The organism is Methanosarcina sp. 1.H.A.2.2 (assembly GCF_000979975.1).
In the GTDB taxonomy this organism is placed as follows: Archaea; Halobacteriota; Methanosarcinia; order Methanosarcinales; family Methanosarcinaceae; genus Methanosarcina.
This window is the reverse complement of record NZ_JJQL01000063.1, coordinates 34,869-50,153: the sequence shown is the minus strand read 5'-3', so window position 1 is coordinate 50,153 and position 15,285 is coordinate 34,869. Positions and strand designations below refer to the sequence as shown.

At 39.5% G+C, this 15,285-nt stretch carries 15 protein-coding genes and 1 pseudogene; 2 read left to right on the top strand and 14 right to left on the bottom strand.

What is annotated here, in order from left to right:
- Positions 1–183 precede the first annotated feature (183 nt).
- The 14 genes and pseudogenes from EO93_RS09765 to EO93_RS17440 form a co-directional block, all read right to left on the bottom strand.
- Positions 184–1,383: a glycosyltransferase gene (locus EO93_RS09765; protein ID WP_048162304.1), complete on the bottom strand. Its 1,200-nt coding sequence runs from the start codon at positions 1,381–1,383 to the stop codon at positions 184–186.
- Position 1,384: 1 nt separating this feature from the next.
- Positions 1,385–2,272 (bottom strand): glycosyltransferase family 2 protein, encoded by an 888-nt coding sequence (locus EO93_RS09760; RefSeq protein WP_052735424.1) that lies wholly within the window; start codon positions 2,270–2,272, stop codon positions 1,385–1,387.
- Complete coding sequence (locus EO93_RS09755; protein ID WP_048162302.1) at positions 2,272–3,003, bottom strand: cephalosporin hydroxylase family protein; 732 nt, start codon at positions 3,001–3,003, stop codon at positions 2,272–2,274. Before EO93_RS09755 ends, EO93_RS09760 begins: the two co-directional genes overlap by 1 nt.
- A 21-nt stretch (positions 3,004–3,024) precedes the next feature.
- On the bottom strand, positions 3,025–3,882 hold the full coding sequence (locus EO93_RS09750; protein WP_048162300.1) for an NAD(P)-dependent oxidoreductase: 858 nt from the start codon (positions 3,880–3,882) through the stop codon (positions 3,025–3,027).
- Positions 3,883–3,925: 43 nt separating this feature from the next.
- On the bottom strand, positions 3,926–5,155 hold the full coding sequence (locus tag EO93_RS09745; RefSeq protein ID WP_048162298.1) for a class I SAM-dependent methyltransferase: 1,230 nt from the start codon (positions 5,153–5,155) through the stop codon (positions 3,926–3,928).
- Positions 5,152–5,703, bottom strand: coding sequence for a dTDP-4-dehydrorhamnose 3,5-epimerase (rfbC, locus tag EO93_RS09740; protein WP_048162295.1), 552 nt, complete (start codon positions 5,701–5,703; stop codon positions 5,152–5,154). Before rfbC ends, EO93_RS09745 begins: the two co-directional genes overlap by 4 nt.
- A gap of 2 nt (positions 5,704–5,705) precedes the next feature.
- Complete coding sequence (gene rfbG / locus EO93_RS09735) at positions 5,706–6,779, bottom strand: CDP-glucose 4,6-dehydratase (protein WP_200898105.1); 1,074 nt, start codon at positions 6,777–6,779, stop codon at positions 5,706–5,708.
- A 15-nt stretch (positions 6,780–6,794) separates the two neighbouring features.
- On the bottom strand, positions 6,795–7,571 hold the full coding sequence (gene rfbF, locus EO93_RS09730; RefSeq protein ID WP_048162291.1) for a glucose-1-phosphate cytidylyltransferase: 777 nt from the start codon (positions 7,569–7,571) through the stop codon (positions 6,795–6,797).
- Positions 7,568–8,875 carry an ABC transporter ATP-binding protein gene (locus tag EO93_RS09725; protein ID WP_048162290.1) on the bottom strand — a complete coding sequence of 436 codons (1,308 nt, stop codon included), beginning with the start codon at positions 8,873–8,875 and terminating at the stop codon, positions 7,568–7,570. Before EO93_RS09725 ends, rfbF begins: the two co-directional genes overlap by 4 nt.
- Complete coding sequence (locus tag EO93_RS09720; RefSeq protein WP_235284191.1) at positions 8,876–9,712, bottom strand: ABC transporter permease; 837 nt, start codon at positions 9,710–9,712, stop codon at positions 8,876–8,878. It abuts the gene before it with no gap.
- A gap of 77 nt (positions 9,713–9,789) precedes the next feature.
- Positions 9,790–10,578, bottom strand: a pseudogene (locus tag EO93_RS09715) (GDP-L-fucose synthase family protein); the annotation flags it as partial.
- Positions 10,579–10,593: 15 nt separating this feature from the next.
- Positions 10,594–10,791, bottom strand: a complete 198-nt coding sequence (locus tag EO93_RS18570) for a hypothetical protein (protein WP_342764200.1) — start codon at positions 10,789–10,791, stop codon at positions 10,594–10,596.
- Between the two features lie 3 nt (positions 10,792–10,794).
- Positions 10,795–11,916 carry a GDP-mannose 4,6-dehydratase gene (gene gmd / locus EO93_RS09710; RefSeq protein ID WP_048162285.1) on the bottom strand — a complete coding sequence of 374 codons (1,122 nt, stop codon included), beginning with the start codon at positions 11,914–11,916 and terminating at the stop codon, positions 10,795–10,797.
- A gap of 94 nt (positions 11,917–12,010) precedes the next feature.
- The gene (locus EO93_RS17440) at positions 12,011–12,181 is read right to left on the bottom strand and encodes a hypothetical protein (protein ID WP_200898104.1); all 171 of its coding nucleotides are present in this window, start codon (positions 12,179–12,181) and stop codon (positions 12,011–12,013) included.
- 958 nt (positions 12,182–13,139) lie between these two features.
- On the opposite strand from EO93_RS17440, the gene EO93_RS09705 reads away from it, so the two are divergent.
- Together EO93_RS09705 and EO93_RS09700 are read left to right on the top strand one after the other, a co-directional pair.
- Entirely contained in the window at positions 13,140–14,261 is a 1,122-nt protein-coding gene (locus tag EO93_RS09705) for a glycosyltransferase (RefSeq protein WP_048162283.1), read from the top strand.
- Positions 14,258–15,250 (top strand): glycosyltransferase, encoded by a 993-nt coding sequence (locus EO93_RS09700; protein WP_048162281.1) that lies wholly within the window; start codon positions 14,258–14,260, stop codon positions 15,248–15,250. The genes EO93_RS09705 and EO93_RS09700 overlap by 4 nt, the downstream gene beginning before the upstream one ends.
- The last annotated feature ends 35 nt before the right edge of the window (positions 15,251–15,285 follow it).

Here is a 15,285-nt window from a genome sequence, read left to right as displayed (position 1 = left end):
CCAACATTGAAAGCAAAATTTTCATGGCACGAGACTGATGAATGTTGGTTTTTTGCCCGCATACTCTTCGCTGACAGATGGTATGCACCGTACCAGCTCTGCAAGTTAAGAGTTGAAGATTTGAATTATATTTCTTCTTTGTGAATAGCACTCTTAATCTCTTCTTGAAGTTCATGTTGATAGTTAGGAATTTACAAGTACCACTTCCCAAAATAACTTGCAGACCCATTCAGGGGAATGTTTTTCTACGACTTTTTGTGACCCACTGATAGCAATTTTTTCATATTTCAGTCGGTTGGCTATTAAATCCTTAAGGCAATATGTGACATCCTCTGCTTTATGATACAGGATATAATCTTCATATGGAACTGCTCCAATATTTTCAAAAGCAAATTCAGACCCTATGCCCAAGAGCCCTGATGCTAGTGCCTGCAATACTTTTCCTTTGGTGCCTGTTCCAACGGCTATTGGAAACAATTGAATCTGACATTTTGCAATTTCATTCGCATAGTCATCAACCCAATTCTTTTGAGCAACAGAAAATCCTGAATTTTGAAGATCTAAGATAGAGTCATTGTAGCCCTTTCCTAAAAATAAAAATTCATAATGTGGCAATAGATCCTGAGCAGCTCTAATTAATTCTTTTATGATTTTTGCTAAATGATCCCCTACATATACTGTATCTCCACCTCCAGATATTAATATGCGTATTTTTCCTTTTGTGTTCACAATCGAAGTTTCGATTGGAGTATAATCATAATAGGGATGTGGTATAAAGAACGCTTGGTCTGTCCGATTTGTTAACGAAATATATTTTGCAACGTCCTCTTTTCCTACTAGATGTAATTTTACTGGCATCGAACCATATTTTTTTTCGAGGTTAATGTTTTCTTTTAAAGAACGAAATTTTTTGTAAACTTCCTTACAAGAATTCCACTTCCCAAAACGTATCGCTCTTTCACAATGTAACGCTGCAGAATCTGGCCCAGTTACAATAATTTTTTTGCATTTGATAAGTGGAATCCAATCAATAAGCCAATGGGGATATATCCAGACATAATCTGGATTTGAATTATTAATTTCCTTTATGATTTTTTTATTGACTGGAAATCCCCCCACCCCCCATGGAAGACCTCGTTTCTTAGCCCTATAAGAAGAGTACTTTTGCATGAAAATGTTTGGGGATGGTATTTCCACACTTTTCAGTCGCAGATTTTTTAAGTCTTTACTAACAACCGACCGGTATTTCTCAGATGCGGGATAGTAAAAAAGTTCGATATCCACATTATCGGGAGCATACTTTAATATCTGATAAGGTAAAGCTGTTGGCGCCCCTAAATTATCCTTAGTTGGGGGGAAGGCGGAAATTACTGCTACTTTCATATTAGATATTCCTCTTAATATCCTTAAATAAAACTAACAATCCAGAAATTATGGCCTTCCGATATTTTTTTACAAAAAAATACCTTTTTAATATGATGATACAAAGATTCATTTTTTCACATCTGGATAAATCACTTCCATATCTAAACAATGTTTTAATCATATATTTCATCTGATTGAGATATCCAAAATAGAGATTTCCTTTTTTTAATCCTAATGTAGCTACAATTAACTCATTAGAACAACCTGTTTGACCCTCTCCTGAAACAAATAATCCGGGCTTTACTTTTATAAATTCACCCCGCATTGCAAGGAAAAAAACAACAACATGGTCTTCACCAAAAAAATTTTTCAAATTGTACTGCTGAATTACTTTTGTTCTCATTAAACCATAGAATTCAGTATTACGATGTTGATTAAATAGTACTTTTTTCAATCTTTCACTCAAATTTAATCCCACAGTATTTAGGTCAGAAGGCCACAAATATTCTTTTTTTCCATTAAAGTTACGAATTATTGCTTCTGAATAAGCTAAAACAAGGGCATCATTCATTAAAAGAGGCAAAATACATTCTTTAACATATGTGGATTTACATTCATCATCATCTGCTGCCCACATGAAATATTCACCGGTAGCCTTCTCAAGAACAAACTGGAAATTATATGTTGGTCCCCGATTAACATCCTGTCGATAATATTCTATCCGCGAATCTTTGCTCGCAAACTCCCTTCCAATTCTTTCAACCTCAGGATCAGGGGAGCAATTATCCGATACAATGATCTCCAGATTCCTATACGTCTGCCCCGTTATACATTCCAGCGTCCGCCTCAAACCTTCTGGCCGGTTATAGCAAGGAATCCCTACCGATACAAGAGGGTTTTTCATCATTATTTAACCCTCTTCAGGTACCCGCTCGGCGCAACAGTAATCAACAATTTATTTTCAATATCCTCATCAACCACAAATTCCTCATGTTCCTTCAAATATGCCCATACAGCAGTCTTTGGGTTGTTGCCTACATCCCATGGACGATCATTATAGGTACCATTCGGCATATCTTCAATGATAGTATCAAAAACCACACAATAACTCCCTACCGATACAAGAGGCGCATACAGCTCAAGTTCACGAAGCACATGTTCATGGGTATGATTTGAATCAAGGCACACCAACACTTTTTTTCCTTCCACCAACCTGCGTACTTCTTCAGCAATTTCTTCATCCGTACTGGAACCTTCAATCATTGTAATTCGTTTAAACATCGTGTGTTTCTCGATCTCCGCCCGATTATGCTTGCGGATATCGATGTCAATCCCGACCACATGTCCATCTCCCCCTAATAGTTCGAGCATGGAGGCATAAAATATAAGAGAACCTCCATGTGCAATACCCGTCTCAATAATTAAATCTGGCTTCACCTGCCAGATGATCTCCTGCATCGCAATTATATCCTGTGGGTATTGGATGATGGGGCGACCAAGCCACGTGAAGTTGTATGAATATTTTGCTCTTATGGATTCATTGACGAAACTTTTAACTGAATCCTTCAAAAGAACATCATTTCCATAATTTGCAACACGTAAGCGGCACTCTTCCTTAAACTCTAAATTTTTGTCCATATGCTGAATCTCCAAAATGTCTTAATTTTTTAAACTTAAATTTTTTATTTTCATGAGTCTATCTATTCCACCCCAAAAAGCCATTGGCTCATAATCAGGGTACGGATAGTATCCTAGATTTAATTCGATATCAGAGTTTAGCAGATTTATTTTATTTTCCACCAAGCGACGAATTGATATCGGATTGCCCGAACAACAGTTAACAATTCCATCAACTTCGCTCTGAAGTGAAATTGTACACAAGTTTCGTGCCGCATCTTCTACGGAGAGATAATCGCGTAACTGCTCTCCACCAGACATATTGAATACTTTTTCACCTTCGGATATAGCCCTTTCAAGCTGAGGAAGAAGAGAATTTTGATTTTGTCCATCTCCATAAAGATAGAAAAGCCGGACCCAATTAAAAGAGGTTGGAGTATCACTGACTAAAAATTCAAGGTACTTGCGGAGCGTATCTTTGGCAAGGCCATATTGAGTTACTGGTTGAGTATTATCCGATTCATGCAGGCAACCGCATCGTATACCATATTCGTAACAGGTCCCTGTTACTACCATCTTTTTAATTCCTCCCTCTATGAAGTTCTTTAGGAAAAGACAATTTGCAGGAAGATTTCTTTCAACATGAAACGGATCTTTATAATTTGGGAGACCATTCCAGGCAAGGTGAATGATAACATCTGGTTTTCCGAGGGCATTGTAGTAATCTAGGGCATCATTATGGTAGTCACATTCGATGTATTCCACTTCATTATACCAGTCATAATTTTTTGCTTTGTTTTTATTCCGTGATGTAGCAATAACCTCCAGTCCCTGATCCAATAAGCTGGGGACAACATGACGACCTATAAATCCTGTAGCACCAGTAACTAAGACTCTCATACGCACCCATACCAAAGTAGTTAGTATAATTCAAACGATACCTTTACATTAACTTCAATTTAGGAACAGAAACAACAAATTGACATCCCCAATCCTTTACATAAGACAATTGAGCAAAAATCTCCTCTTTTATGTTCCAGGGAAAAACAACTATAATGTCTGGCTTATCGTCAAATATTCTTTGTTCAGACAATATCGGAATCTGTGACCCTGGCAGATATTTACCCTGCTTATGGGAAGAGGCATCTACAACAAACTCAATCAGATCTGTTCCCTTAATTCCACAATAATTCAACAGTGTATTTCCCTTTGCTGCCGCCCCATAGGCAACGATTTTTTTTCCCATTCTTTTTTGTTCAAAAAGGAATGAAAGAAAGGAATATTTGACAATATTCGCTTTTTCCTGAAAAGAAGCGTAAATTTCGGGGTCTAGTAGACCCATTTCCCTTTCTTTTTTCTTAATGGATTCCACACCTAAAGTCATGCTATGTGATTCATCTTTTACATGGCTGGCATAAATCCTTAATGAACCCCCATGAGTTGACAGTTCTTCAACATCGTATATTTTTAATCCGTGCGCAAGGAATATCCGCTCAACAGTATTCAATGAAAAATATGAAAAATGCTCATGGTATATTGTGTCGAATTGATTATACTGAATTAACTTTAAAAGATGAGGGAATTCCATTGTAATTGTTCCTGTATCTGAAAGCACAGTTTTTAAGCTTCCGACAAAGTCATTTATGTCAGGAACATGAGCCAGAACATTATTTCCAATGATTAAATCCTGTTTCCCGCGCTCTTTAACGATTTGGTTTGCCAGATTTGAACCGAAGAACTCAATTACTGACTCAACGCCTTTATCCTCTGCTGCCTTTGCCGTTCCGGCAGAAGGTTCAACTCCAAGGCAGGGTATTCCTTTCACTACAAAAAACTGAAGTAAATATCCATCATTAGATGCAATCTCTATCACTTTTGATGATTTATTAAGCGATAATCTCTTACAGATCATTTCAACATAGTCTTCGGCATGTTTGACCCAAGATTTTGAGTAAGAACTAAAGTAAGCATAATCTTCACTAAAAATCTCCTCTGATTTTTTGTATTCATCAAGCTGCACAAGCCAGCAATGTTCACAAACAAATACTTTTAAGGGAAAGTATATCTCCGGCTCATTCAACTGTTCCTTTGTAAGATAGGAATTTGATGGAGGTGCATTTATTAAGTCAATAAATACATTTTCCAGAGTGTGACCACAAAACCGGCATTTCATAGTATAACACCTCGAAAATCATCATAGATCATTTTATGGTTTTTGTCTCTCTCTGATACATCTGCCGATTCAACAGGCCATGTTATTGCAAGCAATGGATCGGAGTAGTTCAATGCCCCTTCATGTTCTTTAGAATAAAACTCGCTATGAAGGTAGAGCATTTCAGAAGACTCTTCAAGTACCTGAAATCCATGAGCAAAACCTTCGGGAACACACAACATCTTCATATTATCAGCACTCAGTTCTATACTGAACCACTTGAGAAACGTTGGAGAGTCCTTGCGAATGTCAACTATAACATCATATACTGAACCGCGTATACAGCGCACAAGCTTCATTTCCGCTTTAGGAGGATACTGAAAATGAAGGCCTCTTATCGCTCCTTTTTTAAGGGTTCTGGAGAAATTGACATTCACAAAATGCCGATTCCCAATTATTTCTGAAAGTTCCTTTTCGCAAAAAAATCGTGCGAAAACGCCCCTGTGATCCATAAAGGGTTCTGCTTCAATAACTGCTGCGCCACACATTGGTAATTTTTCAATCTTCATTATTATCTCCCCTGATATGCATCAATATCTGCAAAACATGCATCCCGCATGGACCCTTCATCCCCATTGTAGTATTTTTGATACCAGGCAGCCGTTCTTTTTATGGTTTCATGTAGATCCCATCTTGGTGCCCAATGCAACTTGTTGACTGCTTTATCAATAGAAAGACGCAAAATGGAAGCTTCATGGGGCGCATTTGTGAGGGAAACCTGATTCCAGTTGCCATATCCCCATTCTTTGCAAAATAAATCCATCAGGTCAGAAACCGGACATTCTTCATCACAACGAGGACCAAAGTTCCATGCAGAGCAAAGCTCAGGATTTTTCCCATCTGACATTTTTGCTCCAAGCATTAAGTAACCGAACAATGGCTCCAGGACGTGCTGCCAAGGGCGAACCGCATTAGGATTTCTAACTGGAATTGTTTTACCACTTGACAAAGCCCTTACAGCATCGGGTATGATTCTGTCATCTGCCCAATCTCCTCCTCCAATGACGTTTCCGGCTCTCACCGTAGCAATTTGCACTCCGTGTTTATCCAAGATATCTTTTGGAAAAAAAGATTGTCTGTATGATGCTACAGCGATTTCTGCAGCTGCCTTGCTTGCACTATAAGGATCATAACCCCCAAGAGGATCATTTTCGCGATAGCCCCATATATGCCCTTTATTTTCATAACATTTGTCACTGGTTATCATAACTACTGAGCAGGGCTGCCCAAGTTCACGTAAACCTTCCAGAACGTTTAAGCTGCCAATAACATTCGTTTCAAATGTTTCAACAGGACAACTATAACTTTTCCGTACCAAAGGTTGAGCAGCAAGATGAAATACAAAGTCCGGATTTGCTTCTTTAATAGCTTTTTTCAGCGATTTTTTATCACGAATATCAGCAATCGTTTCCTCGGAAAAGAAATCAGTCACTGAAGATACAGTATAATTATTGGGAGTGGTGTCCGGGAAGAGTGAATAACCAAATACATTGGCTCCCATTTTAGCAAGCCATAGAGAAAGCCATGAGCCTTTGAAACCAGTATGACCTGTGATGAAGACATTTTTACCTTTGTAGGTTGACATTAACTCCATAGATCATCAATCCCACAATTTCCATTTGCTTTGACCTTCATTCCACATATGGTTTAGTTGTTGCATATCGCGTAGTGTATCCATGCATTTCCAGAATCCTGTGTGTTTGTAGGCAAACAACTCCCCATCATGGCTGAGATCTTCAAGTGGTTTCCTTTCAAAAACGGTTGCATCTCCATCACGCAAGTAATCAAAAACACTAGGTTCGCAGACAAAAAAACCGGCATTGATCCAGGCTCCGTCACCTGCAGGTTTTTCAACGAAGTGTTCTATTCTTCCGCTATCATTTGCCGAAATCGAACCATAACGTCCTTCAGGCTGCACTGAAGTTACAGTTGCCAGATGACCATGAGAACGATGGAACGAAACCAGTTTTTCAATATTAATATCAGCAACACCATCTCCATAGGTCAGCATGAAAGTCTCATCACCAACGTAATCTTTTGCCCTCAATATACGACCACCAGTCATTGTGTCCAATCCTGTATCGATCAGTGTAACAGTCCATGGTTCACTATGATTATGATGCACTTCCATTTTATTATTTAATAGATCAATTGTCACATCACTCTGGTGAAGAAAATAATTTGCAAAGTATTCTTTTATAATATAACCTTTATAACCAAGCAGAATTACAAAATCATTGAACCCATAAAAAGAATACAACTTCATTATATGCCATAAGACAGGCTTCCCACCTACCTCAACCATAGGTTTTGGGATGGTATGCGTCTCTTCTGCAAGTCTTGTGCCAAATCCGCCAGCAAGGATTAAGGTTTTCATGTTTTATCACCTAATCTGCTATCTTTAGGTCCATATAATTCCCATTCCAATAATGGACGAACTGCCCCCGGCATTGGCCCGGAATAACCTTCAGACCTTGAAAAAATTCCTTCAATAGGATCGTTAATTGTAAAGAAAAGCAGATCTTTTTCACAAAAATGAATATGAAGTGGATAAATAGTTGTCAAAGCGAACGTAATATAATATGTATTATTATTCAAGGTATTAGCAGGTATTTTGCATCTGGACACATAGTCTCCAGCTTTACTTTTTAATTCACACCTATGATCAAGCTTTGAGTCAGAAGTAACAAATACAAGTTGTCCATACTGATCATAAATATGAAAATTAGGATAAACACGCATATCATTTTTAGACAGTTTATAGTCCATCTCAATGAATATATCCTCATTAATACATGCTTCAGTGGTAGGAATCCCATCTTTGTTCAAAACACGTGCAGCAAGTAAAATTGCCTCGCTATCCCCAGGATGGTTCTTAGAGAATATAACCTGTCCTGTTGCTTCCTGACCAGAATTTAGATAAGCATCAATCACTTCCCCCATTGTTCCTTTCTTTTTTAGACTCCCCTCTTCAAGCAGAATTCCCTTATCACATAGTGAGGAAATCATAGACATATTATGACTAACAAACAGCACCGTTTTTCCATCTTCAGCAACCTCCCCCATCTTCCCAAGGCATTTCTTCTGAAATGTCGCGTCACCTACAGCAAGCACTTCATCCACCACAAGAATCTCTGGATCCAGATTCGCAGCTACCGAGAATGCAAGCCTCACATTCATGCCACTTGAATACCTCTTCACCGGAGTGTCCAAAAACTTTTCGACACCTGAGAACTTCACGATCTCGTTGAACTTGTCGTCAATCTCTCGCTTCTTCATACCGAGGATGGCACCGTTGAAGTAGATATTCTCCCGACCGGTAAGTTCAGGATGGAAACCAGTCCCAACCTCAAGGAGACTTCCCACCCGGCCACGCATCCGGACCTCCCCTTCAGTAGGATGGGTGATACGTGAAAGGACTTTCAAGAGCGTGCTTTTGCCCGCACCATTTCTGCCAATAATTCCAACAACCTCCCCACGCTCAACTTCTAAGTTAACGTTCTTGAGCGCCCAAAAGGTATCATTCGGCCTGCGACAATCCTTCAGTGTTTTTAACGGGTTCTTCACAGCAGAGGTAAGGCTTTCACAGAGCGTCTTGTATGTCTTATCCACGCCGAGATTGTACTGTTTTGAGAGGTGTTTTACCTCGATTATCGGTTTTTCCTTTTTTGACGCCGCCATTCAGACCAGATCCGCAAAATATTTTTCTGTATGCTTGAGGTAGAGTATTCCACTTACAAAGATAATTATCGTCAGAATTGCCGAGATTGCGAGGCCGACAAAGTCCACTGAAGTGTATCCGAGTATGCATGCACGATGTGCGTTTATTATTCCTGTAAGGGGGTTCAGGTAGAGCAGCCACTGCAGGTTTTCTCCCACAATATTAGCAGGATAGATTACCGGGGATAAAAACATAATCAACTGGATGAAGAACGGGAGGACAAAAATCACATCCCTGTATTTCACACAGATGGATGAGAGCCAGTAACCTATTCCTGAAGCAAGCAGGAATGTCATCAGCACTATAACCGGAAGCAGGACTATTGTAATATTTGGAACAAACCTGTAGTAGATCATCATTACCGCAAGGATGCTCAAAGCAATTCCGTAGTCAACAATGCCTGCAAGTCCGGGAGCTGTTGGGATGAATATCCTTGGCATATAGACTTTTGAGAGAAGGTTGGCATTGCTAACAAGGCTGTTACTGGATTGAGAGAGGGCATTCGAAAAATAAGTCCAGATAAGAAGACCTGAGTATGAAAATATCGGGTAGGGAATTCCCTCAGAGGGAATTTTTGCAAGCCTGCCGAAGATCAGGGTAAAAACTATCATCGTAAAGAACGGTTGCAGCAAAGCCCATGATGCTCCCATGACCGTTTGTTTATATCTGATCTTGATCTCCCTCAGGGCCAGGAAGAAAAGAAGCTCTCTGTATTCCTTTAATTCCTGCCAGTTTATATCAAGAAGCCCGTATTTTGGGCGGATTATCAGTTCGTAGTCAGTTGCATGTTCAGTCATGGAAAAACACATTTACCTGTTTTTTTTCTGTGGCTTCATTTGATCCCATTACTCATCCAATATATTTATCAAGCTGTTTATTTGATTTGATCCAGATACCATTCATAAGTTCGTTCAATCCCATCTTTCAATGAGATTTTAGCTTTCCATCCAAGTGAATTTAATTTTGTAACATTAAGCAGTTTCTGAGGAGTTCCATCAGGTTTTGAAGTGTCCTTTTTAATTTCCCCTTCAAACCCAACAATTTCTTTGATCAATTCAGATAATTCGCCTATTGAGATATCCTCTCCAATTCCGATATTCACAAACTCCCCTATATCCGTAAAATCATAATTCTCCATCAAATACACACATGCATCCGCCATATCGTCCACATGCATGAACTCTCTGAGTGGCTTTCCCGTACCCCACACAACAACTTCAGGTTTGTTACTCACCTTTGCTTCATGGAATTTCCTGATCAGAGCAGGCATCACATGCGAGGTTTCAAGATCAAAATTATCATTAGGTCCGTAGAGGTTGGTCGGCATTACCGAGATGAAGTTGGTCCCATACTGCTGATTGTAGTGTTTGCAGAGCCTGATTCCTGCGATCTTTGCAATTGCATATGCTTCGTTGGTTTCTTCGAGAGGACCTGTCAATAGATATTCTTCTTTAAGGGGCTGAGGAGCGAGTTTTGGATAGATGCAGGAAGAACCGAGGAAAAGGAGCTTTTTTACGCCGTACCTGTAGGCTGCATGGATAATATTCGATTCTATCATCAGGTTTTCGTAGATGAATTCAGCTGGATATGTGCTGTTTGCAAGGATTCCACCAACTTTTGCAGCGGCTAAGAAAATGTATTCAGGTCTTTCTTTCTCGAAGAATTCGTTTACCGCCTGCTAGTTGATAAGGTCGAGTTCTCTGTGGGTGTGGAAGATTAGGTTTGTGTAACCTTTTGATTCAAGCTTTCTTTTCAGGGCTGAACCTACAAGGCCGTGATGTCCGGCTATGTAAATTTTTGATTCTTTTTCCATGTTATCGCCTTTGGGGGTTAAAGGAGGATTTTTAGGAGAGGGATTTGCTGTCTGTTCCAGCAACTTTTATAAACTCTTTAAATTTAAAGGGTTTTCAGCCAGGTTTTCTTCAAGTTCCGGGCAGGCTGCTAATTTTTCAGAGGGGTAGTTTTTCAGGACTTCTTCCTCATCGGATCTTATCATTATTTTTACCAGCTCTTCCATTTTGACTTTTGATTGCCAGCCAAGTTTTTCTCTGGCTTTTGAGGGGTCGCCGATGAGGAGTTCTACTTCAGTTGGCCTGTAATATCCAGGGTCTATTTCAACTATGATTTTGCCTGTACTGGCATCGATTCCTACTTCTTCGATCCCTTCTCCCTGCCAGATAACCTCTATTCCCAGCTCTTTGAATGTAAGTTCCGTAAATTCCCTCACCGAATGGGTTTCGCCTGTTGCTATAACGTAATCGTCGGGGGTTTCCTGCTGGAGCATGAGCCACATGGCTTCTACATAGTCTTTTGCAAAGCCCCAGTCCCTTTTTGCATCAAGGTTTCCAAGGTAGAGCCTTTCCTGCATGCCGTATTTTATCTTTGCAGCAGCCATTGTGATTTTTCTTGTGACGAAGGTTTCGCCGCGGACCGGGGATTCGTGGTTGAAGAGGATACCATTACATGCGAAAATTCCGTAGGCTTCCCGGTAGTTGATTGTGATCCAGTAGGCGTACAGCTTAGCTGCCGCATAGGGGCTTCTCGGGTAAAATGGAGTTGTTTCTTTCTGGGGGATTTCCTGGACTTTTCCGTAAAGTTCGCTGGTTGAAGCCTGGTAGAATTTTGTTTTATTTTCAAGGCCAAGGATGCGGATTGCTTCAAGGAGCCTGAGAGTTCCAAGGCCGTCAGAATTTGCTGTATATTCCGGGGTCTCAAAAGAAACCTGGACATGGCTCTGGGCGGCAAGGTTATAGATCTCGTCAGGCTTGACTTCCTGAATAATACGGATAAGGTTTGTGGAATCGGTCAGGTCGCCGTAGTGCATGAAAAAATTCACATTTCTCTCATGAGGGTCTTTGTAAAGATGATCTATTCTTGCAGTGTTGAAAGAAGAGGATCTCCGCTTAATTCCATGCACAATATATCCTTTATTCAAAAGAAACTCAGCCAGGTATGCACCGTCCTGACCTGTAATCCCGGTGATTAAGGCGACTTTTTCCATATTATTACCCTGGTTTACTTAGTAACAATTAGTAGGGGGACCAAAGCTTTATAAATATTTTGCTAAACTACTGTCTGGATATCTGTCGGGACATTCATCTTCTCCCATATCCGTCAAACCTTCCATATCCCTTCTTCCATATCCCTTCTTCCATAAGCTCTCCGAACTGCACCTCTATAATCTTCATGGGACACATCTCCCAGCTGAAAGGCCAGATCTCTGTCTTCGAACCACCTGCAAGAATTATTGAATTGATGCCTGTCATCTCCTGCGTGTATATATTTAGAAACGTATTCAATAGAAGTGTATAAAGACTTCTTGAATAAATGGTTTATATACATGTCAGAAAATATTTTTGTAGCAGGTCAATATATGTGGGAAGTTATTAAATAAGTTTTGCCTGAACTCCCAGAAGAGCGTTAACTGAGTTGTTTTACTGGAATTTTTAATATCCTGAAAAATAAGGGTTCTTGACCACGATAATTCAAATCATGCCAAAAAATTAATTCAGTTGGGGCCGTTTGCCTGGAATATACTTAGTAAGTTGAAGCTTTATAAAATCAATATTTTTAAATAGATCTCAACGAATTATGCTTATTTTGACCATTTCATTCGGCGAGGCGGTTCCGGTTATTTTGCACCCCTTATTTATTTGAAAATCTTGACATAACCCTTATTCACCCTGGGAATGATGGTCATCTCATATAACTTGCCTGTAACTATTTCGACAGCGGGAGAATTCCATGACGGGCAACGGCGTCTTCCGGTGGTGGATTGTTTCAAGGAATGAAGTAGTTTTTTCTTCGGATCGGGCTGTATCTACCATTGAAATGGTGGTGATTAGCCCTTACTTTTCCTAAAACCCAAAAACTTTGGAATTGGGATAAATGGCATGTCTCCCCATAACATTTCAAGCTTATTTATATTCATTTAATATGTTTATATAATACTTGAACAATTACCTTTCATTTCTTTATGTGGCAACCAGGCAGTAAGGAACCATTAATACGCCAGCGGGATGTGAGGTTGAACCGGACTGGAAAAAAGTAATCAGGGAAATGGAGCCGGAAGTCTTTAATGCTTTAACATCAGGCGGGTCACTGCAGCATGAGATCTCTGTGCAAATATTATAAATGACTAATATAAATAAGAAAGAATAATATAGGTACTGTTCCAAATTTAATTCTTATATTGATAAATGTGGAAAATTGAAAGGAAATCCCATGAAAATTCTTGTGATACCTACTACTGATTGGATCAGGCACCCTTTTCCGAATCGGCTTAACTTCATATTTGATATTCTTGCAGAAAAACATGAAGTGTATGTACTGCATTTCAACCTGGAGAATTTCAGAAATAACAGACCAAGAAAAACAGCTTGCAAACTTGTAGATACAAAATTTATAGATGTGGGAGATCCTTCTTTATATTACTTATTAAACTGGCCAGAGCATTTATTGGAAATGAGAAAAGTAATAAAAAAAGAAGGCATAGATGTTGTTCTCTCTGCAAACATCCTTCCATCATTTATAATTAATTTTTTAAATGTGCCTGTTGTTTTTGACTATCTGGACCACTTAGAGGAATCTGCTTCAATATATTACCCAGACTCATTTTTTGGAAAAATTGTTAAGAATGGGGTAAGGCAAATTACAAGGTATAATTTAAGACATGCAACTTCCGTTATAACCGTAACCCGGGAACTCAAAAATTTTCTGGAAGGTATAAGGGTCAAAAATATAGAAGTAATTCCTAATGGAGTAAATTGTAACCTTTTAAGACCTCTCCCAAAAGAGGAGGCAAAAAAGGAATTGGGCTTAAAAGGTGCTGTCATAGGATATGTAGGGTCACTTGAGCACTGGGTAGATCTTGAAATGGTTGTAGAATCACTCCCTGATCTGGAAGTAAGCCTTCTGGTTGTGGGTCCGGGGCTGTTTACAGATTACGGTGATAAGATCAAAGAGCTGGCAAACAAGCTGGGAGTTTCGGAAAAAATCACATTTACAGGAGCAGTGCCCTACGAGGATTTAGGCCCTTATATTTCAGCTATGGACATAGGGCTCAATACACTGAAAAAAATGGATAAAAACGAATATGCAGCTGGAGGAAAGGTGTTTAACTACCTGGCTTGCGGAAGACCCGTGTTATCCAGCAGGACAATTTCCCTTGTCAGAATGCTCGGAGATGACTTATATTACTACGATGATAAAGATGGATTCATCCGTGAGGTAAAAAGGATTCTGGAGACTCCGACTAATGAGGATAGATATAGAGAAATTGCAAAGACTTTTGACTGGGAAGTCCTTGCCAGAAAATATGAAGAGGTCTTGAGGAAATCCATATGAGAATTTTATTGCTTGCTAACCAGCCCGAACATACCATAAGGCTCAAGATGTTCCAGAGTACCCTTGAAGAACTGGGGTATGACACGTTCATCCCCAAATTTAATACCAGAAACTGGATACAGATCTCAGGCCTTGCCAAACAATTCATAAAAAAAGAAAAACCAGATGTAATTCACATTTTTAATGTGCCGGATATAATATATCACGATTTGTCTAAATTAAAAGGAACTTACTACAAAAAGATGATCTATGACTACAGGTCTCCCTGGGGTATTGAACTTGAAATGAATTTAGGGGCTCCCAGCAGGATGATGGCTGAATATTTTGAAAAAAAAATGGCGACAAGTGCGGACCTTATAACCACGGTAAACGGGCCTCTGGGAGAAAAAGTAAAAACATATACCGAAAACGAAAAACAAGAGGTATATGAGGTCCCGAATTACCCCAAAAATAGTTTTTTGACGGGAGAGGATCTGGCAGAAGATGGAGCCATAACATTTCTGGGGAGGGTTTGCGAGCAGGAAGGGATAGGAAATTTCCTGAATCTGGCAAAAAAGTATCCTGATGAAAAATTCAGGATCGTGGGAGACGGCCCCTTTTCAAAGTGGCATTTGGCAAAAAAATCCCCTAATGTAGAATTTCTGGGATGGCAACCTCATGAGAAGGTAGCAGGGATAGTCAAAAAAGCCAGAATATGTATGATACCCAGAAAAGAAAATAATTTGACCCCTTATTCGACGGATAAAAGCATCTGGAAACTAAACGAATACCTGAACCTTGGGAAACTGGTAATAGCTTCGGGGATCACGAAGGAAGAGGACAGAAAAAACCTGCTGATTGTAAAAAGTTCTGAACTCGAAAATGCTGTCCGAGAGTATCTTGACAAAAAACCAGAGAAATTGAACTCTGAAGATTATCGTTTCTGGGAGTCAAACACCAGGAAAATAAAAGAAGTTTATGAAAAAATCCAGTCAACTACCCACCAATAAATTGGCAGGCATGTAATAGTGCTTCGGTTGACCAG